The organism is Guyparkeria sp. SB14A (assembly GCF_005096345.1).
Taxonomy (GTDB): domain Bacteria; phylum Pseudomonadota; class Gammaproteobacteria; order Halothiobacillales; family Halothiobacillaceae; genus Guyparkeria; species Guyparkeria hydrothermalis.
Genome location: NZ_SWAW01000012.1, coordinates 35,566 through 56,669 on the forward strand (window position 1 = coordinate 35,566; position 21,104 = coordinate 56,669).

A 21,104-nucleotide genomic window follows, 5' to 3' on the forward strand; every position below is an offset into this window, starting at 1 on the left:
GTGACAGCCCCGGAGAACCCCGGGGCGCCCACTCGTCCACTGTAGGCCAGTCGTCATCGATATGTCATGGAAAAATATCGAAGCGGCCGAGCTTGCGATTGCGGCGTGGATCCGCCGTCGCGAGCCCCGCCCACATGCGGGCAAGCGGGCCGGGCGGAGATTTCGAAATGATCGAAGCGCAACGGATCACGAGATCGCGACGCCATGCCCTCCCGGCATGACAGGACCGATGCAAATCCCTACAATGACGCCCTTTCCGGGCCGTGCCCCCGAGCGCTCCACCGGCCCAACGATTCGTGACGGAGACCGACCAGTGACCAACAGCAATCGCCCGCGCATCAGCGGCACCCGCTTTCTCAGCGCCGACGATGCGCCGAACTCGCGCCTGAGCCTGGGCTCGTCCCACCGCGATGCCTACCGCTCGGTCACCGGCACCGGCAGCCATTACGACGCGATCGACGTGCCCGCCAACGAGAGCTGCGTGATCTGCGCCCCGGCGACCCGACGCCTGGCCGAAGACCTGTTCAACCAGTGGAACGCGGCCCTGCAGACCGGTGACGCCGCCAAGGTCACCGAGTTGTACGCCGAAGACGGCGTGCTGCTGCCCACCGTCTCCAACGTGCCGCGCACCAGCCACGCGGAAATCCAGGACTACTTCGAGCACTTCCTGGAAAAGCACCCGGTCGGCACCATCAACACGCGCAACGTCAAGCTCGGCTGCAACAAGCTGACCGACGCCGGCACCTACACCTTCCGCGTCACCGACGGCGACGAGACCCGCGACGTCCCGGCCCGCTACACCTTCGTCTACGAGAACCGCGACGGCCGCTGGCTGATCGTGCATCACCATTCCTCGATGATGCCGACCGACTGACGCCGACCGCGTTCACCGCGATCGAACGACAACGCCCGCCATCACGGCGGGCGTTTTGCGTCAGGGCCTAGGGTCCAGCCTTACAACGCTTGGCGAACCCTTTGGAAACCGGTCACGCCCGCCAGCACGATCGCCCCCGCGATCAGCCCCACGATCCCGTTGAACAGCATCGGGACCAGCCACCCGACGCCCCCCTCGACGCCGGGGTCGATCCATTCGAGCAGGTGGTGCAGGAACGGCAGGCCGTGGACCAGGATGCCGCCACCAACCAGGAACATCGCCACCATGCCGACAACCGACAACCCGCGCATGAATTTCGGTGCCGCCACCAGGATGCCGCGCCCGACCGCCTCCTTGAACCGTCCCCAGGCATCGCCTCCGGCACCCTTCACCATCGCCAGCCCCCAGTCATCGAAGCGCACGATCCCCGCGACCAGCCCGTAAACGCCCACGGTCGCCACCAGCGCCACCAGGGAGACCACCACGGTCTGCGTCCAGATGCCCGCCGCGCTCGCCGCGCCCAGCGCGATCACGATGATCTCGGCCGAAAGGATGAAATCGGTGCGGATCGCGCCCTTGATCTGCGCCTTCTCCGCCTGCTTCATGTCCTTCTTCCCGTCGACGGCGGCCTCGAGGACTTCCTTGCGGTGCGCCTCGTCCTCCTCGGGACTGTGCAGCCACTTGTGAGCGATCTTCTCCGCGCCCTCGAAACACAAAAACAGCCCGCCGAGCATCAGCAGCGGAGTGATCAGCCACGGCAGGAAGGCGCTGATCAGCAAGGCCGCCGGCACCAGGATCAACTTGTTGAGGAACGAGCCCTTGGCCACCGCCCAGACCACCGGCAACTCGCGGCTCGTGCCGGCGCCGCTGACCTGCTGGGCATTGAGGGCGAGGTCGTCGCCCAGCACGCCGGCGGTGTTCTTGGCGGCGACCTTGGAATAGACGGCCACGTCATCGAGCAGCGTGGCGATGTCGTCGAGTAGCGCGAGCAGTCCGGCTGTGGCCATGATCTAGAGGTCCTCGTGAACGAATCCGGTTCGATCCGAGGCGCAGTGTGGCACAGGCATACCGGCCGATGCCGGCCGACCACGCATCCACGGCACGACCAAGACATGCGAAGATAGCCCCCTGCCCCAGACGGGTCTTTTCGCAACGGAAGCGGCATGAATTCCTACCGACGCAAGGCAGCCATCCTGATCGCCGTGGTGAGCGTCACGCTTGCCCTCGTCGCGGGTATCGTCGCGTGGTGGACCGTGCCGGGCGATGGTGCGCTGAGCGCCGGTCTGATCGCCGCACTGGCCGCGATCGCCTCTGGCGCATTGATCTACCCGTTCGTGGTACGCCTGAACGACGCGCAAGATCACCACTCCCGCGACCTGCTCAGCTCCCACGTCGCCCTGCTCGAGGCCATGGGCAAGGCGGTGGCCAAGCGCGACTCCGACACCGGCGATCACAACTACCGCGTCACCGACATCGCCATGGCGATCGCCGGGCGCATGGGCCTGGGCAAGACGGCCATGCGCGGCCTGCTCTCCGGCGCCCTGCTCCACGACGTGGGCAAGATCGGCGTGCCGGATCGCATCCTGCTAAAGCCCGGTCGGCTCGACGACCACGAGATGGCGCTGATGCGCTCGCACGTCCCGCAGGGCGAGGACATCGTCGCCGGCATCCCCTCGCTCGACCAGGCCCGCGACGTGATCGCCTGCCACCACGAGAAATGGGACGGCAGCGGCTACCCGCGCGGGCTGGCCGGCGAGGCCATCCCGTTGACGGCGCGCATCTTCGCCGTGGCCGATGTCTTCGACACCCTGTGCTCGCCGCGCCCCTACAAGGAGGCCATGTCCTTCGAGACGGCCTGGGGCATCATCCGCGACGATGCCGGCAGCCACTTCGATCCCGCGGTGGTCGAGGCCTTTCGCCCCATCGCCCGCCGTCTGCACGAGCAGCACTTCGGCGGTGACGCCCGCCGCTCACGCGAGCTGCTCGAGCGCCAGATCCGCAAGTACTTTTTCTAGGGAAGGTGATCTGCCCTACTCCGGCATTGCCGCCTCGTCTTCCGGCACCACCGGCCGGCTGCGGTAGGGATAGTTCTTCAGCCTGGTGTCGCCGCGCGGGTGCGGCTCGGCAATGGTCTTCCCCGGGTCGACCCACTCCTCCCACCGGAAGTCCTCGATCACCTTGGCCTGGTAGCTCTGCTCGAGCGGGTGCTCGAGGATGTCGTTGATGTGCTGCCATTGGTAGTGGCGCATCAGGTCGACCTGGTAGGGCGTCGGGTTGCCACCGGCCTGCTTGACCACCGCCTTGAGGGCATTGACCTTCTCCATCGACACCGTGGGCTCCCAGTCGATCGTGCCCGGCAGCATGACCGGCTCGCCCGGGATGTTGTTGATGCCCTGCTTCCAGGTTGCCAGCACGGCCGTGTCCGTGTCCTCGCGGTACAGCAGGATGGCGTGGCTGTAGCGCGTGTCCTTGAAAAAGCCCAGCGTGCCGTACTGCAGGCGCGCCCCGGTCAGGTAGGCCACCGCGTCCGACCAGCACGGCGAGGTACCGCTGATGCCCCGCAGCACGCTGCGATCGATGATCCCGTCGGGGAATAACGTCTGGAAGGCCACCCAGGCCGCGTTGGCCGCGTGCGTGGTGCCTTCGCAGTCGTGGCCATGAAAGCGCACCAGGTCCTTGAGCGTGACCGGGTAGGTGTAGGGGTAGTAGCGCCCCTGCGTGCCCCGAGTGGCCAGCATCTCGAACACCGGCGCGTGCGGTTTGGCCACCATCGAGGCGTACCAGGTCGGCTCGCGATCCGGGGCCTCAACCCCCGTCTCGATGAATATCGTCCGGCCCTGCTCGAAGGTCGGCTCACCGGCGATTGCCGCCGACCACGGCCCCCACAGGCCAATCGCACCCAATGACGCCACCAGGCCGGTGGCAAACGCTGCCCAACTCGATTTCATGGCACTGACCCTCCACGACGGTCCATGCGTCCGGCATCGTGGTGCGGTCTTGCGGCTGATCACCCCTGTCTCGCGCCACCCTGCCCATCACCGAGCATAGGCCGCGCGGCCCCGGAAACAACCGGGACCCGCCTTTTCCGCCTGCGTTCGTGATCAGCGCGGCGGCCGACCCACCGAACCCGACGGGCGCGTTGCATCAGTCGATGCGACACCCCGTCTACCGCCGCCTCTGCGGCGGACCTACTCCACCCAAAGATCGCCGTGGTCGAGCGCCGCGGCACAACGCACGCGCCCCGTTACCTGCCCCAGCAGGCCGGAACGCAACACCTTCACCATCCAGGCCGCGGCGTGTTCGTCGGGAATCGGGTACGGGGCGGACAAGCCATGCCGGCCGGCGGGCTCGAAACCCGAACGCGGGTAGTAGCCGGGGTGGCCGAGAACGAACACCAGCCCGACGTCCATGGCCTCGAGTGCCTCGAGGCCCGCGGCGATCAAGCGCCCTCCGATGCCCTGGCCCTGCACCTCGGGATGCACCGCCATCGGCGCGAGCAGGCTGGCCGCGAGCGGCTCGCCCCCCGTGTCGACCTCGGCGCGGGTGAACAGGATGTGGCCCAGCACCCGTGTCCCGTCCACGGCCACCAGCGACAACAGCGGCCGGGCACTCGGATCTTCGAGCGCCTCGTCCACCAGCTGGACGATCCGGGGCGCCTCCTCGGCGCCGAACGCGGCCGTCAGGAGCGCGTGAATGGCCGGCCGATCATCGGGGCGAGCCGCACGAATCTCGATCGATTCCGGGTTCACGGGGCAGCCTCCTCGGCGGGCCCATTCCGGGCTCAGTCGTAATGCACCGCCAGCCAGACCGTGTCCTCATCCGGATCGGTCCAGGCCACGCGGTGCCGGGTGTGGGCGGGGATGGTCAGATGGTCGCCCGGACCCAGGGGGACGTCCTCGCCGTGCTCGAATGCCACCATGCCCTTGCCCTTGAGCACCACCACCCACTCGTGGCGGGGCTGGTCGTACCAGCCGGTGGCCGGCGAGACATGACCATGCGAGACGATCCGTTCGATCGTCACGTGCTCGGCCTCGAGCAGCGTGTCGAAGCATTCTTCCGCCAGATGCGCGGGCAGGTTTTCAAACAGATTGGCGGTCATGGCTCAGTCTCTCCCGAGTTGAAACATGCAACGGCAACGACGTGTATGGGTGGCACAAAGGAGACGGATGCGCAGCTCGTCGATAGCGCGTTCTTGCCGCGTGTGATCGCCACGCGAAATCCATACTACGTTCATGTGGCGCTCCGCGACGCGAGCGCGCTTGGCAGGCCTTTTCATATTCACCGGGAGGAATTCTCATGGATTCGGACCGCATCAAAGGCAAATGGAAACAGATCAAGGGCCGTATCAAGGAGGAATGGGGAGATCTGAGGGATGACGACCTAGACGAGGCCGAAGGTCACCGTGACTACCTGATCGGCAAGGTGCAGGAGCGATACGGCATCGGCAAGGACGAGGCACGCAAGCAGGTCGAGGCGTTCGAGCACACGCTCTGAGTGCGCTACCGCCTTCCGCTCCTGCTCTCGTCCGCGGCTCGATTGACTCACGTCCCTGCTCAAGAGCGCCGCCCCTCCCTCACGAGCCGGGGCATACTCCGGCCACCCACCAGCCAATCTGGCCCTGTCTATTCCCGCAGCATAGTCCGCCGACAGGGCGTCCCAGGACCCGGGCACATGAACCCGTATTCTCTCGTAAGGGACAGACGCCAAACCGGCAATTGACGCCCCCTCGCCCTCCGGGCACAAAGGCGCTCGACGCTCCACAGCAATCGGGGAAACCGATTCGGCCAGCGGGAACATAACCCGCCTCAGATATTATCCGAATAAATCGACACGTCGTTTCGCCATGCCAGGTGAAACCAGGCGTACTCTCCCAAAGACCAATCGTCATACCCATGCGGCACTCGGGCAAATACCCCCAATGACAGCGTGGAATTTCCCGGGGCAAAAGACCTCATAAACCACGCGGTTTCTCGCGAAATACCAACCATCCACTCCCGACCTTTAGTCACAACCCATCACCGCCACGCGCTCCAACAGGGAAAATTCACGCCGGATTCACCGCCATTGTTGGCCAGACGGATGGCTCCAGCACGGTACTGCGCCGATCCGAACCGGACCGACGCCCCACCCCGCAAGCGCACTCTCACCGGGCTGCCGTGATCATCGCGTCACGCCAATCCGGGCTTCTGAAACCACGAAAAACGGTCGGGGATTTTGTGGCCGTGGAACGTCTGTTGTACTAATAACCAATAACTGTGCTATTTCTGTAACGAACGCTTTTCGAGAAAACCAAACATTTAAGTATTTCATGGACTTCTAAATTACCAGAAACAGTTTCTGATTCCGCCAATCCCATACCGAAGGCTTTCAAGCCAAGGAGGGCCGTGATGATCTGGAAAAAACTGCTATTGGCTCTGACCACCCTGTCCACGGCGGTCATTGCCGCTGCGCAGGAGGAATCAAGCGCCTTCAACATGACCCGCGGGGTCACCGAAGTCAGCCGCGACGCCTACGACATGCACATGCTGCTGTTCTGGGTGTGCGTGGCGATCGGTGTCGGCGTGTTCGGCGTCATGATCTGGTCGCTTATCCGGCACCGGCGCTCTCGCGGAGCGAAGGCGGCGAAGTTCTCGGAAAACACCGTGGTCGAGGTGGTTTGGACCGCCATCCCGGTACTGATCCTCGTGGCCGTGGCCGTCCCCGCCACGGCCGTTTTGTTGAAGACCAACTCTCCATCGCCGGAACCAGACGTCGTCGTCGATGTACACGGCTCCCAGTGGAAATGGGAGTACGTCTATCCCGACGAGGACATCTCCTTCTTCAGCAACCTCTCGTCCAGCAGCCGCGATGCCAGCCAGCTGAACGCCGAGAAATCTCCGGCCGATGCCCCCAATTACCTCGTCGATGTCGACAACCCGCTGGTCGTCCCGGCGGGCCAGGACGTTCGGCTACGCATCACCAGTGACGACGTGATCCACTCCTGGTGGGTACCGCAGCTGGGCTTCAAGCGAGACGCGGTCCCCGGCCAGTTCAACAACGCCGACATCCGTATTGACGAACCCGGCACCTACCGCGGCCAGTGCGCCGAACTCTGCGGTTCGGGGCATGCCTACATGCCCGTCGTCGTCGAGGCGGTAATGCCAGAGGCGTACGACGAATGGTTGGCCCAGAAGAAGCAGGCTGCCGCCGAGGAAGCCAAAAAGGCCTCTGGCCCGTGGAACCGCGAGGTGGCCATGGCGCAAGGCAAGAAGATCTACGACTCGGCCTGTGCCTCCTGCCACCAGGCCAACGGCAAGGGCGTCGAGGGCACCTTCCCCGCGCTGGAAGGCGGCGAGATCACCACCGGTCCTGTCGAGGGACACCTGAACATCGTGATCCACGGCAGCGAGAAGAACCCGGTCATGCAGGCCTACGGCGACCAGCTGAGCGATCGCGAGATCGCGGCCGTGGTCACCTACGAGCGCAATGCCTGGAGCAATGACACCGGTGACCTGGTCACCCCGGAAGCAGTGGAGGCGGCACGATGAATCAAACAGCGGATTCTGTAGTCGATCAGATCGAACACGAGCACAGCCATCACGGGCCGAGAAAAGGCCCGCTGCGCTGGCTGCTGACCGTCAATCACAAGGACGTCGGCACCATGTACCTGGTGCTCGCCCTGGTGGCGCTGCTCGTCGGCGGCGTCATGGCGCTGGTCATCCGGGCCGAGTTGTTCCAGCCGGGGCTGCAACTGACCCAGCCGCAGTTCTTCAACTCCCTGACCACCATGCACGGCCTGACCATGATCTTCCTGGCGATCATGCCGGGGCTGACGGGGCTGGCCAACTGGATGGTGCCGTTGCAGGTCGGCGCGGACGACATGTACTGGCCGCGGGTCAATAACTGGGCCTTCTGGATGCTGCCGCCGGCGGCGATCATGCTGTGGATCGGCTTTTTCATGCCCCAGGGCGCGCCCGGCGGCGGCTGGACCCTGTACGCGCCGCTCTCGTCGACCTACGCCCCGCCGTCGATCGACTGGGTGATCATGGCGATCCACATCATGGGCATCTCCTCGATCCTCGGGGCACTCAACATCATCCTCACCATCCTGAAGATGCGCGCCAAGGGGATGAGACTCTGGGACATGCCGCTGTTCACGTGGACCTGGCTGATCACCGGCTTTCTGCTGCTGCTGGCGATGCCGACACTGGCCATCGCGGTCACCATGCTCCTGACCGATCGGCACCTGGGCACCGCCTTCTTCGATGCCACGAACGGCGGCGACCCGGTGCTATTCCAGCACATCTTCTGGTTCTTCGGTCACCCCGAGGTGTACATCATGATCCTGCCGGCCTTCGGCGTGGTCTCGGAGATCGTGCCGGCGTTTAGCCGAAAGCCGCTCTTCGGGCGCACGTCGATGATCTGGGCCGTGATCGCCATCACCTTCCTGTCGGCGATCGTCTGGGCGCATCACATGTTCACCGTGGGCCTGCCGGTCGAGGCCCAAGTGCTGTTCATGTACACCACGATGCTGATCGCGATTCCCACCGGCATCAAGATATTCAACTGGGTCGCCACCATGTGGCGCGGGTCGATGACGTTCGAGGCGCCGATGCTCTGGGCGCTCGCCTTCATCTTCCTGTTCACGATCGGCGGCTTTTCCGGACTGATGCTGGCCGACGTGCCGGCCGACTACCAGTACCACGACACCTACTTTGTCGTGGCGCACCTGCACTACGTGGTGGTGACCGGCTCGCTGTTCGCCATCATCGCCGGGGTCTATTACTGGCTGCCCAAGTGGACCGGCCACATGTACAACGAGAAGCTCAGCCAGTGGCACTTCTGGTTGTCGGCCATCTCGGTCAACGTCACGTTCTTCCCCATGCACTTCGCCGGGCTGGCCGGCATGCCTCGCCGGATTCCCGACTACCCGCTGCAGTTCATGGACTTCAACATGATCTCGACCGTGGGGGCGTTCGTCTTCGGCTTCTCCCAGCTGCTGTTCATCTGGCTGGTAATCCAGACGATCCGTGGCGGCAAGAAGGCGGGCGACCGCCCCTGGGATGGTGCAAAGGGCCTGGAATGGACCCTGTCCTCTCCGCCGCCGTACCACACGTTCACCGAGCCGCCGTCGCGCCAGACGATTCATGAGGAAGGCCCGCACGGCTACCACTGAGGCGAACGTGAGACGACTCGGCCGCAGCGCGCCATGAACGGAATCTCGTCACCAGTGACAGACGCGCGCGGCAGCACGACAAGGCGAGGCGCGACAATGGCAACGGCCAGGGACAACCGAACGGCTGACCTCACCGAAGCGGCTGCATCGGCGAAAGGCGCCGCTCCCGGCGGGCCTCGATTCCGACCTGCCCTGGTGCAAAGCCTCGCGACCCTGGTCCTGCTGCCGGTCTTTCTCGGCCTGGGCACCTGGCAGGTACAGCGGGCAGCGGAAAAGCAGCAACTGCTCGAAGCCGAGTCGGCGGCGACGCAAGCCTCGCCGGTGCCAGTCGGCTCACTCGGCCCCACCAGCGTGCCATTGCACGCCCGGGCCAGCGGCCGGTACGACGAGCACCTGTTCCTGCTGGACAACCGGGTCCGGAATCGCCGCGCCGGCTACGAGGTGCTGGCCCCGTTGCGCATCACGGACGACGAGGCGGTACTGGTCAACCTGGGCTGGGTAGCGCAAGGCGAAAGCCGCGGGCAACTGCCCACGGTCGGGACGCCAACCGGAACGGTGCAGGTTACCGGTCTGGCCATGACGCCCCAGCCACCACCGTTCGAACTGTCCGATCGCGAGACCTTCGCCGCCGGCTGGCCCAAGGTGGTGCAGACCGCGCTACCCGGGACGCTGGAAAAGGAACTGGGCTACCGGTTGCGGCCGGTCGTGCTTTATCCCGACGGCTCGGAGGTCGCGGCGCACCGGGTCGAGGCGATGCATGAGTTCGGCCCGTCGCGGCATCACGCCTACGCGGCACAGTGGTTCGGATTCGCGGTGATACTGATGATTGTTTACCTGTGGCACGGCCTGCACCGGGGCAAACAAGGGAGAAACGCAAATTGGACGCAGTAATGACGAATGCCAATCGACGGCAATGGATCATTCTTCTGAGCCTGGCGGCGATCTTCATCCTGCCGCTGGCCGCTTCGTGGACCATGTACACCCTGCAGCCGTTCGAGAAACGGGGCGGACTCGAACACGGGGAGTTGATCACCCCCGTCGAGAAGGTGCCGGTGGCCGGGTTGAGCACGCTCGACGGTGAGCCCGTCGACGCCAGCCTTTTCCAGGGAAAATGGACCTTGCTCTATCACGTGCCCGCCGGCGAGAACCAGGCCGGCTGCAACGCGGATTGCCGCGCGCTCATGGACACCCTCCGCCGGGTTCGCCTGGCGCAGGACGAGGGAATGCGGGCCGTGCAACGGGTCCTGCTGGAACCGGCAGGCACAGGCCGACCCGCGGATTTCGACCAGGGCCTGCAGGTGCTCGAAAGCAACCAATGGCCGTTGGCACGCGGGTCCGTCTATATCGTCGATCGACAGGGTTACCTGGTGCTGCGCTACGACGCCGGATTCGATCCGCAGGGGCTGCTGAAAGACCTGGAACGCCTGTTGCGACTGGCCGGGGAGGGTTAACGGGATGAACCTCAAACCGGCAAAGCAACGTGTGAACAGCACGGGTTCCGGCCACGTCTACCGTCGCCTGACCTACCTGGCCACGGTGCTGGCCCTGGTGGTGGTCGTGCTCGGCGCCTACGTGCGCCTGACCGATGCCGGCCTGGGCTGCCCGGACTGGCCAGGCTGCTACGGCCATCTGACGGTCAGCTCGGCCCAGGCCAATGAAAGCCAGGTCAACGCCCTCTACCCCGACCAGCCCCTGGAGGCCGGCAAGGCCCTCAACGAAATGGTGCACCGCTATGCCGCCGGGACCCTCGGCCTGCTGATCGTGATGCTGGTGGCGATCGGCTGGTGGTACAAGCGCCATCGGGCCCTCTTGTCCACCCTCGCCGCGCTGGTCGTGTTCCAGGCCCTGCTGGGCATGTGGACCGTGACCATGCTGCTCAAGCCCGTGGTGGTAACCGCCCACCTGTTGGGCGGCATGGCCGTGCTGTCCATGCTCTGGTGGATATGGCTCGACAACCGCCACCGATGTCTGCGTGAGGCCGGGGCAACGCCGTTGCCATCAACGACGATAAGCCCCGGCATGCGCTGGTTCGCCGCGATCGGCCTGGTGCTGCTGATTGGCCAGATCTTCCTGGGCGGCTGGACCTCGACCAATTACGCCGGGCTGGCCTGCAGCGGCTTCCCCACCTGCAACGGCCAGTGGTGGCCGGATGCGGACTACGGCTCGGTCTTCGGGCTGCACGAAGTGAACGACCTGCACGGCCCCGGCCTGATCGCCACCCAGTGGCTGCATCGACTCGGGGCGTTGGTGGTGTTCATCACCCTGCTGACATTGACGATCAAGGCAAGCCCAGTGGCGCCGCGAGTGGCCGTGGCCATCGGCACCCTGCTGGGGCTGCAGATATCCATCGGCGTGGCCAATGTGCTGTTCGGCCTGCCCCTGGTGATGGCCGACGCCCACAACGCGGTCGCCGCGCTACTGCTGCTGGCGGTTCTCGCGCTCAATCACCACCTCAATCATCCGCTGACCCCCGCGATGGGTCAGGCACCGAAGGGAGTGTGCACATGAACGTTCGAGCCCAGACGGTTGCCGCGATCGGCGCCTTCCCGTGGCACAGCTATGTCAAGCTGTGCAAGCCCAAGGTCGTCTCGCTGGTGGTGTTCACGGCACTGGTTGCCATGCTCCTGGCCGCGCCGCCGGGAGATCTGCCCTGGACGCTGCTCCTGGCCGGCACCGCCGGCATCACCCTCGCCGGTTTCTCGGCGGCGGCGTTCAACCATATCGCCGACCGAGAGATCGACGCGGAAATGGGCCGAACCAAGGCCCGGCCGCTACCCACCGGCGACATCTCGAGAAGCGCGGCGACCATCTTCGCCAGCCTGCTCGGCACGGCGTCGCTGACCCTGCTGTGGTTCGTGGTCAACCCGCTCACCGCCGTGCTGACCCTGTTCACCCTGATCGGCTACGCCGTGATCTACACGCGCTATCTAAAGTGGATCGGGCCACAGAACATCGTGCTGGGCGGTGCCTCGGGCGCGGCGCCGGCCCTGCTGGGCTGGACCGCCGTCACCGGCCAGGTCGGCTGGGAGGCCATCACCCTGTTCCTGATCATCTTCGTCTGGACGCCGCCGCATTTCTGGCCGCTGGCGATCGCCCGACGCGAGGAGTATGCCGCCGCCAAGGTGCCGATGATGCCGGTCACCAACGGCGTGGCGTACACCAAGCGTCAAACCCTGTACTACGCGATCGCCCTGCTGCCCGTCAGCCTGCTGCCGGTGCTGGTGGGCATGAGCGGCCCGGTCTACCTGGTCGGTGCCACGCTGCTGGGTGGCAGTTTCATCCTGCGCGCCTGGCGGCTGCTGCACGTCGACAGCGACCGGCAGGCCATGAAGCTGTTCGGTTTCTCGATCACCTACCTGACCGCGCTGTTCGCCCTGATGCTGGCCGATCACTACCTGCCGCTCGGTTCCTTGCCGGCAGTGCTTGGTTAACCTGACCGACCGCGGGGGAGGAAATCATGACGCTGCCAACCATCCTCGAGCAGAGCGTCGCCTTCCTCCTGCCGTACGACTTCTCGCCAACGGTGCTGCTGGTCTGTATCGGGGCCGGCCTGCTCTACCAACGGGGTTGGCGCAAGGCAGGCGGCGGGCTGGGCCAGGCCGTGATGTTCTGGATCGGGCTGGTGGCGATCTATGTCGTGCTGCAGACCCAGTTCGACTACTACGGCCAGCACAGCTTCTTCATGCATCGCCTGCAGCACCTGGTGCTGCACCACGTCGCCCCGTTCCTGATTGCCGTCTCGGCGCCGGCCGCGATTCTGGCAGCCGGCCTGCCCGAGCCCATCCATCGTTACGTGGTCACGCCGCTGCGACGCAACTGGCTACTGCGCCACGTCTACGCCGCGATCCAGGAGCCGCTGGTGGCCGGCGCGATCTTCGTCGGCCTGATCTACTTCTGGCTGATCCCCTCGGTGCACTTCTACGCCATGCTCAACGTGCCGCTCTACAACACGATGAACTGGGGCATGGCGATCGACGGGCTGCTGTTCTGGTGGATGATCTTCAACCTGCGCGCGCCGGGCGCGAGCGACATGCGCCATTACGGCTACCGCCTGCTGGTGCTGTTCCTGGTGATGTTTCCGCAGATCGCCCTCGGTGCGTACATCGCCCTGAGCGATCACGACCTGTTCGGCATCTACGCCGCCTGCGGCCGCATCCTGCCGATCACCCCCCTGACGGACCAGGCGATCGGCGGCCTGCTTACCTGGGTACCCGCGGCGATGATGAGCTTTGTCGGTGGGCTGGTGCTAGTGCATCGATGGAACCGCCGGAGCCGTCACGTCGAGAAACCCGTTTCCCCCACCCTTCGTTGTGCGAGGTGAGATCGTGTCGCAATCCAAACACCTGATCCTTTGGCTACTTCCCCTGTTCCTGCTCGGTTGCAGCGGGGAGGCATCCAACCAGTGGCACGGTCATGACATCACCGGCGTCATGCCGGACCTCGAGTTCGAGCTGACCGACCACACCGGCCAACCGGTCACCGCCGAAGACTATCGCGGCAAGATCACCCTGATGTTCTTCGGCTACACCAGCTGCCAGCATGTCTGCCCGGTCGCCCTCAGCAAGCTGGCCGCCGCAACCCGGGAGCTGGGCGACCAGGCCGACAAGGTCGAGATCCTCTTCGTGGCGGTCGACCCCAAGCGCGACAAGAAGGTGCTCGACGACTACGTCACCGAATTCACCCCCGACCTCGTCGGCCTGACCGGCACCCAGAAGCAACTCAAAGCCGTCGCCAAGCGTTACCGCGTTGCCTTCAGCTACGAAAAGCCGCGTGAGGACGGGTTTTACATCGTCAACCACAGCGGCGCGGTGTTCGTGTTCGATCCGCAGGGCAAGGTCCGCCTGCTGATCGACGAGCAGGCCAAGACCGCCAATATCACCGAGGATCTCCGGAATCTGATCGAGCAATCGTCCGGTTGATCCGGCCTCGGCACGGCGGCCGTTGTCGTTGAGTCAGCGTCTGGGTCAGCTCAGGCGAGTGAAGAACGGCCGCGCGGCCCGGCCACTTCGCACGCCACAGGCCCGGGGAAAACCGGTTTTCCGTGTTGGCGGGCACGTCATCTCCAGCCATCGCGATTCCGGGGCTTGCCCCGAAGACGACTACATTTAGGCACCCGTCGCGGCCGTGTCAGCCGCAGGCGCAAGGGCGATCGAGACCGATGGCCTGCCCCGGGGCGCTGGTGTATGTTCGATGGCATTGCAGGCGTCGACAGGGAGCCACGGCGATGAGCGAACACGTACTGGTAGGCGGGGCCGACGGTCACGCCGTGAACCAACTGGGCCGGATGAGCAATCGTCACGGCCTGATCGCCGGGGCGACGGGCACCGGCAAGACCGTCAGCCTGCAGATCCTCGCCGAGAGCTTCTCCCGGCTGGGCGTGCCGGTCTTCGCCGCCGACATCAAGGGCGATCTTTCCGGACTGGCGGCCGCCGCCACGCCCCACCCCAAGGTGGACGAACGGGTCGAACGCATCCCGGTGCCGGACTACCGGGCCGAGGCCTCGCCGGTGCTGTTCTGGGACCTGTTCGGTGAGTCCGGCCATCCCATACGCACCACCGTCTCGGAAATGGGGCCGTTGCTGCTCGGCTCGCTGCTCGAACTCAACGACACCCAGGAGGGCGTTCTCTACGCGGCCTTCCGCATCGCCGACGACGAGGGTCTTCTGCTGCTCGACCTCAAGGACCTGCGCTCGATGCTCAACTGGATGGGCGAGCATCGCAGCGAGCTCTCGCAGGCATACGGCAACCTGGCGCCGGCCAGCCTCGGGGCCATCCAGCGCCGCCTGCTGGTGCTCGAGGAACAAGGTGGCGACCATTTCTTCGGCGAGCCAGCCGTCGAACTCAAGGACCTGATGCGCACGGACTTTTCCGGGCGCGGCGTGATCAGCCTGCTGGACGCCACCCGCCTCTACCGCGAGTCGCCGCGGCTCTACAGCGCGTTTCTACTCTGGTTGCTGGCCGAGCTGTTCGAGGAATTGCCCGAGGCCGGTGACGCCGCACTACCCAAGCTGGTGTTCTTCTTCGACGAGGCCCACCTGCTGTTCGACCAGGCCACGCCGGCGCTGCTGGAGAAGATCGAGCAGGTGGTACGCCTGATCCGCTCCAAGGGCGTGGGCGTTTACTTTGTCACGCAAAGCCCCACCGACGTGCCCGAGGCGGTACTGGGGCAACTCGGGCTCAAGCTCCAGCACGCCCTGCGCGCCTTCACGCCCAAGGACCGCAAGGCGATCCGGGCGGCGGCGCAGAACTTCCCGGCCAACCCGGGCCTCGACGTGGAGGCGACCCTGACCGACCTGGGCATCGGCGAGGCGCTGGTCTCGGTCCTGGATACCAAGGGCCGACCGCAGGCGGTGCAACGCACCTTGATCGTGCCGCCCCGCTCGCGCATGGGGCCCCTGTCGGCCGCGGAACGCGCCGAGCTGCTGTCGCGCTCGCCACTGGCCGGGCAGTACGACACGGTCAATGACCGGGATTCGGCCTACGAGGAGCTGGCACGGCGCACCGAGGCACGCCAGAAGGCCCTGGACGAGCAGGCCGACGCCCAGCCGACGACCAAGGGGAAATCCACCTCCCGAGGCGACTCGGCCGGCGTAGCCTTCCTCAAGAGCGCCGCACGCAGCTTCGGCACCCAGCTCGGTCGGCACCTGGTGCGCGGCCTGCTCGGGGCGTTATCGGGCAAGCGCTGACCCACCACCCACGCCCCGGCATCACGGCACCGAGCAAGGGTCGTGTTCTCCCATCGCTTCGCGCTCGCCTGCCGGCACCGCGATGATCTCCTCTAGCGGGCCGTGGGGCGTCGGTCGATCAACGGCCCGCCCCGAAAGGGTTCTGACCCCGTTTACGGATGACGCGCGATAGCCGCAATGGTGTCGGCATGGAAACGCGCCGCCCGGGCGACGGCGGCGCAACCCAGGTCCTCGGGCAGGACGTTGACGGTATCGACGGCATGCCCGGCCAGGGCATCGATCACCGCGTAGACGCTCGACGAGAGTCCCTCGGGGCTGTAACCGCCCTCGAGCATCATCACCAGACGCCCGTCACAGCACTCTTCCGCCAGCGCGCTGACCCGCGCGGCGAGCGCGGCATAGCCGGTCTCGTCCATCGCGCAGGTCTGGTCGAGATAATGGCAATCGAACCCCGCCGAGATCAGGATCAGCTCTGGCCGGTACGCTCGTGCCGCCGGCCGTACAACGTGCTCGAACACGTCCAGCAGGGCTGCATTGCCGCAACCCCGCGGCAGCGGCACGTTCAGGTGGTAGCCGTGGCCGGCCCCCGCGCCGATCTCCTCGATGTGGCCCGTCCCGGGATAGAACGGCGCCTCGACATGACTGTCGATCACCAGGACCGCGGGGTCGTCGTAGAACAATGCCTGGGTGCCGTTGCCGTGGTGCATGTCCCAGTCCCAGATCATCACCCGCTGGTAGCCCAGCGAGGCCCGGGCGTGGGCGGCGGCCACGGCGATGTTGTTGTACAGGCAGAAGCCCATCGGGCGGTCCACCAGGGCGTGATGCCCCGGCGGGCGGACGATGCAGAAGGCGTACCGGCCTTCCCCCGCGGCAACCGCCTCGCAGGCCCCCACGCCGGCGCCCGCCGCAAGGCGTGCGGCAGCCACGCTATCGGGCGAGACGGCCGTGGTGTCCTGGGCCAGCCAACCCGATTGGCCCACGAGCGAATCGATGTAGGAGAGATACGGGCCGGCGTGCACGCGCTGCAACTGCGTCGTGGAGGCGGCCGTGACCGGCCGCCAGTCGAGCCCGCCCAGTGGCTGGTCCTCGAGGGCATCGATGATCGCGGTCAACCGCCTGGGGCCCTCGGGATAACGGTAGGTATCCAAGCTGGCATCGGGGTACTGGTGCGCGATCATCGCCTTGACCGCCTCGCTCCACTCGGGGTGCTCGACGTCCCAGCCGGCCGGGTCGTGACCCAGCATCCGCGCGTCGTAGTAGATCAGCACCCGTCTTCCCATTGCCACACCTCGACGCTCCGAGCAGGGAACGGCCGGCGGCGTCCCGATCACAGAGCGTAGCGGGTTTTCACCGGCCGGGACGGGCGATGGTGTCGGACTGACTAAAGACCGACCGAGAGCCAACGAGGCCGTAGCACGAAAGCGGCCCCGTCGCGCCTCACCGACCCCGCCGACGATACCGTTGCGACCCGCTCAGTCGCCGAGGACTCGCCCTCGCCCATCCTCGGCCCTGATCACCCGCCACTGTGCCCAGAACGCCGTACCCTCGATGGTGCATCCCAGCCGACGCAACCAATCGGCCACCTTGTGGTTGGAGTTGTGCCAGAACGCGTAGGGCTCCGGGTACTCGACGAAGGCGAGATCGTAGGTGGGGTTCTCCTTCACGCTTGCGAGGTTCTCTTGGTGATGGGTTTCGAGCGAATCCCGCAACGCGGTCACCCGGTCGGCATCCACCTCGACCTCGTGGATCGCCTGGATACCGACCCGCGACCCCTCACGCAGTCCCTCTCGGGTCGCTGGCCGGTCGGTCTGGCGTCGCCCCAGACCGGCACGTGACGGAAACAGCACTGCATCAATGGCCTGCATCCATCCGGTATCCACCTCGGCATACCAGGCCCAGTCACCGTAGGCATAGCGAACGAAACCCTGCGGGTGCGGCAGCACCAGGCTCGAATGACGACCGTGGTCCAGCACGAACACCGATTGCGGACGCTCCACCGACGCAGGCGCCACGATGGTTGTCGTGCATCCGCCCATCAACAACGCCACCCCACCCAACAGGGCGAGGCAAGCCGACCGCCAGGAACCACGCCGGGGATGTCGTGCCATGTCCACTCGTTACCGATGTGTGCGGATAGACGACAGCGTAGGCCACCCGGTTGATCGTGATAGGAAATCGCGCATCAAAAAATAGTTCTGACCCCATCTCCCCGCCAAACTCACGCGGGCACGACCAGCTCCGCATGGACCAGGTCGGCCAGCAGCGCCTGCACGTCCACCCGGATCTGGCTCGACGGGACGGTGGTGTGCAGCTCGCCCAATAGCCCGGCGATCTCCCGGCCACTGATGGCCTCTTCCTTGAGCAGGCCCCACACCAGCTGACCGGTGGCGTTCAGGCGGTAGATCGCCCCGCTGGGCACATGGATCAGGAAGCGATCGGCCTCCAGCTCGTACTCGCGCACGGCGGTGGCGGCCTGCCAGCGATCGTCGGCGTCCACGGCGGCGGTTTGCCGCCGGGGACCGGAAACCCCGGCCGCCGCCGGAGAGGCCTCTTCCACGCCGTCGATCACGCCGGGCATCGCGGCAAGCAGACGTCGCGTCGCGGCCAGCGGCTCGGGGTAGCGCAGCAACCGGCACGGCAGCGACTGCATCAACGGCAGGAAGCGCGCCATCAGGGCCTCGCTGGGCAGGTCGTGGGCAAAGTGCTGGCGCAACAGCCGCGTCAATCCGTCGCCCGGCGCGAGCGGCACCAGCTCGGCCTCGGTCAGTCGCTCGTCACGTTCGAGCAGCACCACCGCCCCGAGCGGCAGGGCCTCGCCGTGCTCGGCGAGCTGTCCCTCGGGCAGGTCGAGGTAGCGATACCGGTCGTCCTCCGGCCCCGCGTGCGTCTCGGCGTACTGCAGCAGGCTCACGTCCACCGCCGGCGGCATGGGCAGCGGCAGGCGCAACCGCGGGGCCACGCCCATCGCCATCCCCCGCGTACGGCCCGGCCCCTCGTCGTCGAGCACCAGCACGTCGTCGCCGAATACCCGCAATCCCCCGCCGGCCAACGCGGCCACCAGGGTGCTCTTGCCCGCCCGGTGGGTCTCCGGGAACAGGACCAGCCGCCCGTTCAACTCCACCGAGGCGCAATGCAGCCCGACCCATTGCGGGTTGAGCTCGAGGAAACGCTCGATGACGTCGGCGACGACGGCGCAGGCCGCCGACACCGGCGACTGGTGGGTCAGCCCCCGGGGGTAGGACGGCGAGACGTGACGACATCCCCCGTCCACGGCCTCCAGTCGAATCGACGGGGCCAGCCCGGTCGCCGGCACCGCGTCGATCGACCAGCCCGGCAGGGCCGCCGTGAACGCGGCGACGACATCCGGGCAGCCCGACACGCGCACCGCCGGGCCAATCCCCGGCAGGACGAGATCGTGCGCCTCGATGGCGGTGCCGACGCGCGTCACCACCGGCTGGGATGCAGGAGGATGTTCAGCCGCAGCTCGGAATCACGATGGTGGTGATGCCGCCGGTCATCCCGATAGTAGCGACGCTCGCGGTACTCGTGGTGGCCGTGGTGATGATGGTGCTTGCCGCTGGGCCGGCTGTAGCTGGGTCGCGAGAAGCTCCCACTGCCGTGTCGATGCGGCCCCGGATGCGCCCCGGCCACGTTGACCAGCGTCGGTGCCACGTAGGCCCCGGCCAGGCCGGCGCCGAGGGTAATGAGCAGGCGACGACGGCGGCGATAGGTTGCATCAGACTGGTGATCACTCATGGACCATCCCCCGTTTCAGTCAGTGGAAGAAACCTCGCGACCCGGACGCCTGGCCATCGGCTTTGCCAGATACATAGCCAGACACATAACGTGGGTCACGATCTTCCGTTTCTGACAGGGAGGACCGGCAAAAGTGCCAGACGAGGGGCGACGCAACGCCACGGCCACCGCAGGCCCTGCCCGCGGCTCACGCCCATGGCGACCCGCCCTCAGTCATCGGATGCCGGCGGGGGTTCCGGTGCGGGCACGTGATGGACGCGTGCCGAGCCCAGGATGCGCATCAGCAGCTCCACCATCGTGGCCCACGCCATGCCCAGCGCCAGCCCCAACACGATGCCCGAGGGGGCGGACCAGCCCGCCACGAGGGTGGCCAGCGAGAGCGTAAAGAGCACGAAGGTGCCGATGCCGGCGTAGACCACCGCCGGCTGCCAATTCGACACTCGGAAGGTGAATGCCGTCGTCTGCACCAGGAGCGCGGCGGCCGCCGCGACCGGCACCGACGGGAATTCCGCGTTGGGGACCACGCCTTCGAGCACGAAGTGATCGAGGACATGGGCGCCACCGGCCGCACCGAGGACACCCACCCCGATACGCAGCGCCGCCGCCCACCCGGCGCGCCAGCACACGAACGCCATCAACGGCATGACCACGACGAGGATGCCCGGCCACTGGAAGGCCCACAGCGCGCCGCGCGCAACCGCGACGGCCTCCTCGGTTTTCACCGCCCCCATCCATTCGAGGACCGGAAAATCGATCAGCGCCAGGCCCGCGACCGCCCGCGTCTGGCTGACCACGAGGCCGATCGCACCGGCGGCCATCAGCAGCACGAGGAAACCGAGGGTCAGGCTCAACCCCTGGGCCAGGCTCGGGTTGAAGCGGCGGCTGAGCCAGTAGAACCCCGGCGCCAGCCGGAGGACGACGCCCCGCGTGCCGGTGATCCGCAATGCCCACAGAAACGCCTGCTCCACGCGATAGCGGTTGGCCGCGATGCGGGCGGCCGCCCAGCGGATGAGCAGGGCCGTGATGAACAGGATCAGCACCAGCAGCGCGGCGGTCCCGGTGACGTCCTGCAGCACCTTCCAGGACGCCCCCAGCACGACACCAAGCGTGAGGTAGGTGGCGGCCCAGATCAGGCTCGCCGGCACGTCGAACAGCAGGAAACGCCGGTAGGAGAGCTGCGACGCGCCGGCGAGAAACGGCACGATGATGCGGGTGGGCGTCGAGACCCGCCCCAGCACGATGGCCCACTCGCCCCGTCGCTGCATGAATTCCTGCACCCGCTGGATCGACCGGCCGAAGTAACGCTCCAGCGGCGCCCAGTGCAGCATCCTCACACCCCAGCGACGGCCGACATAAAACCCGGTCGCATTCCCCAGCAGCGTCGCCGACAGCACGACCCCGAGCAGCGGCCCCATCTCGACCTGCCCCCGAGAGGCGAGGATGCCGCCGATCACCACGGCCACCTCGCCGGGCGTGAAGAAACCGAGAAAGAACGCGGCCTCGGCCCAGCAGAGCACCCCAAGCACGACATAGATCGTCAGGGGAGAGAGCTCCAGGGCCGACTGAAGAAGCTTGTCGATGACTTCACCCGTGTGCGGTTGAGCGGGAACGAAAAAGTATAGCCAGGGAAACCC

Annotated in this window: 21 protein-coding genes; 12 read left to right on the plus strand and 9 right to left on the minus strand. The window is 66.3% G+C overall.

What is annotated here, in order from left to right:
* Positions 1-313: 313 nt before the first annotated feature.
* Positions 314-874 carry an SgcJ/EcaC family oxidoreductase gene (locus FAZ79_RS06455; RefSeq protein WP_136867161.1) on the plus strand — a complete coding sequence of 187 codons (561 nt, stop codon included), beginning with the start codon at positions 314-316 and terminating at the stop codon, positions 872-874.
* 80 nt (positions 875-954) lie between these two features.
* Here the strand turns inward: FAZ79_RS06455 and FAZ79_RS06460 are convergent, their stop codons facing one another.
* Complete coding sequence (locus FAZ79_RS06460; protein ID WP_136867162.1) at positions 955-1,881, minus strand: DUF808 domain-containing protein; 927 nt, start codon at positions 1,879-1,881, stop codon at positions 955-957.
* A gap of 156 nt (positions 1,882-2,037) precedes the next feature.
* Between FAZ79_RS06460 and FAZ79_RS06465 the strand changes: the two genes are divergently transcribed.
* Positions 2,038-2,889 (plus strand): HD-GYP domain-containing protein, encoded by an 852-nt coding sequence (locus FAZ79_RS06465; protein WP_136867163.1) that lies wholly within the window; start codon positions 2,038-2,040, stop codon positions 2,887-2,889.
* Positions 2,890-2,904: 15 nt separating this feature from the next.
* On the opposite strand, the gene FAZ79_RS06470 is transcribed toward FAZ79_RS06465, so the two are convergent.
* From FAZ79_RS06470 to FAZ79_RS06480, 3 genes are all read right to left on the minus strand, one after another.
* Positions 2,905-3,822 carry a formylmethanofuran dehydrogenase subunit E family protein gene (locus FAZ79_RS06470; protein WP_136867164.1) on the minus strand — a complete coding sequence of 306 codons (918 nt, stop codon included), beginning with the start codon at positions 3,820-3,822 and terminating at the stop codon, positions 2,905-2,907.
* A gap of 240 nt (positions 3,823-4,062) precedes the next feature.
* Positions 4,063-4,623, minus strand: coding sequence for an N-acetyltransferase (locus tag FAZ79_RS06475; protein ID WP_247709511.1), 561 nt, complete (start codon positions 4,621-4,623; stop codon positions 4,063-4,065).
* 32 nt (positions 4,624-4,655) lie between these two features.
* A complete protein-coding gene (locus tag FAZ79_RS06480; RefSeq protein ID WP_136867165.1) occupies positions 4,656-4,973 on the minus strand; it encodes a cupin domain-containing protein in 318 nt (105 codons plus the stop codon).
* Positions 4,974-5,170: 197 nt separating this feature from the next.
* Between FAZ79_RS06480 and FAZ79_RS06485 the strand changes: the two genes are divergently transcribed.
* The 10 genes from FAZ79_RS06485 (at position 5,171) to FAZ79_RS06530 (ending at position 15,714) form a co-directional block, all read left to right on the plus strand.
* Positions 5,171-5,368 carry a CsbD family protein gene (locus tag FAZ79_RS06485; protein WP_136867166.1) on the plus strand — a complete coding sequence of 66 codons (198 nt, stop codon included), beginning with the start codon at positions 5,171-5,173 and terminating at the stop codon, positions 5,366-5,368.
* A gap of 893 nt (positions 5,369-6,261) precedes the next feature.
* The gene (gene coxB, locus FAZ79_RS06490; protein WP_211238808.1) at positions 6,262-7,401 is read left to right on the plus strand and encodes a cytochrome c oxidase subunit II; all 1,140 of its coding nucleotides are present in this window, start codon (positions 6,262-6,264) and stop codon (positions 7,399-7,401) included.
* On the plus strand, positions 7,398-9,029 hold the full coding sequence (gene ctaD, locus FAZ79_RS06495; RefSeq protein WP_136867168.1) for a cytochrome c oxidase subunit I: 1,632 nt from the start codon (positions 7,398-7,400) through the stop codon (positions 9,027-9,029). Before coxB ends, ctaD begins: the two co-directional genes overlap by 4 nt.
* A 96-nt stretch (positions 9,030-9,125) precedes the next feature.
* Positions 9,126-9,920, plus strand: a complete 795-nt coding sequence (locus tag FAZ79_RS06500; RefSeq protein WP_169303623.1) for an SURF1 family protein — start codon at positions 9,126-9,128, stop codon at positions 9,918-9,920.
* Entirely contained in the window at positions 9,920-10,480 is a 561-nt protein-coding gene (locus FAZ79_RS06505; RefSeq protein ID WP_136867170.1) for a hypothetical protein, read from the plus strand. The genes FAZ79_RS06500 and FAZ79_RS06505 overlap by 1 nt, the downstream gene beginning before the upstream one ends.
* A 4-nt stretch (positions 10,481-10,484) precedes the next feature.
* Positions 10,485-11,537: a COX15/CtaA family protein gene (locus FAZ79_RS06510; protein WP_136867171.1), complete on the plus strand. Its 1,053-nt coding sequence runs from the start codon at positions 10,485-10,487 to the stop codon at positions 11,535-11,537.
* Positions 11,534-12,460: a heme o synthase gene (gene cyoE, locus FAZ79_RS06515; RefSeq protein ID WP_136867172.1), complete on the plus strand. Its 927-nt coding sequence runs from the start codon at positions 11,534-11,536 to the stop codon at positions 12,458-12,460. Before FAZ79_RS06510 ends, cyoE begins: the two co-directional genes overlap by 4 nt.
* Positions 12,461-12,486: 26 nt before the next feature.
* Positions 12,487-13,350 carry a cytochrome c oxidase assembly protein gene (locus tag FAZ79_RS06520; RefSeq protein WP_136867173.1) on the plus strand — a complete coding sequence of 288 codons (864 nt, stop codon included), beginning with the start codon at positions 12,487-12,489 and terminating at the stop codon, positions 13,348-13,350.
* A 4-nt stretch (positions 13,351-13,354) separates the two neighbouring features.
* Positions 13,355-13,948, plus strand: a complete 594-nt coding sequence (locus tag FAZ79_RS06525) for an SCO family protein (protein WP_247709512.1) — start codon at positions 13,355-13,357, stop codon at positions 13,946-13,948.
* 305 nt (positions 13,949-14,253) lie between these two features.
* Positions 14,254-15,714: a helicase HerA-like domain-containing protein gene (locus FAZ79_RS06530; RefSeq protein WP_136867174.1), complete on the plus strand. Its 1,461-nt coding sequence runs from the start codon at positions 14,254-14,256 to the stop codon at positions 15,712-15,714.
* 152 nt (positions 15,715-15,866) lie between these two features.
* On the opposite strand, the gene FAZ79_RS06535 is transcribed toward FAZ79_RS06530, so the two are convergent.
* The 5 genes from FAZ79_RS06535 to FAZ79_RS06555 all read right to left on the minus strand — a co-directional run bounded on the left by FAZ79_RS06535 (position 15,867) and on the right by FAZ79_RS06555 (position 20,996).
* A complete protein-coding gene (locus FAZ79_RS06535) occupies positions 15,867-16,994 on the minus strand; it encodes a histone deacetylase (protein WP_136867175.1) in 1,128 nt (375 codons plus the stop codon).
* Positions 16,995-17,186: 192 nt separating this feature from the next.
* Positions 17,187-17,822 carry a DUF2459 domain-containing protein gene (locus tag FAZ79_RS06540; RefSeq protein ID WP_247709513.1) on the minus strand — a complete coding sequence of 212 codons (636 nt, stop codon included), beginning with the start codon at positions 17,820-17,822 and terminating at the stop codon, positions 17,187-17,189.
* A 110-nt stretch (positions 17,823-17,932) separates the two neighbouring features.
* Positions 17,933-19,162, minus strand: coding sequence for a PqqD family protein (locus FAZ79_RS06545; protein ID WP_136867176.1), 1,230 nt, complete (start codon positions 19,160-19,162; stop codon positions 17,933-17,935).
* Positions 19,159-19,470 carry a hypothetical protein gene (locus FAZ79_RS06550; RefSeq protein WP_136867177.1) on the minus strand — a complete coding sequence of 104 codons (312 nt, stop codon included), beginning with the start codon at positions 19,468-19,470 and terminating at the stop codon, positions 19,159-19,161. The genes FAZ79_RS06545 and FAZ79_RS06550 overlap by 4 nt, the downstream gene beginning before the upstream one ends.
* Positions 19,471-19,679: 209 nt before the next feature.
* On the minus strand, positions 19,680-20,996 hold the full coding sequence (locus FAZ79_RS06555) for a DedA family protein (protein ID WP_169303624.1): 1,317 nt from the start codon (positions 20,994-20,996) through the stop codon (positions 19,680-19,682).
* Positions 20,997-21,104: the final 108 nt, after the last annotated feature.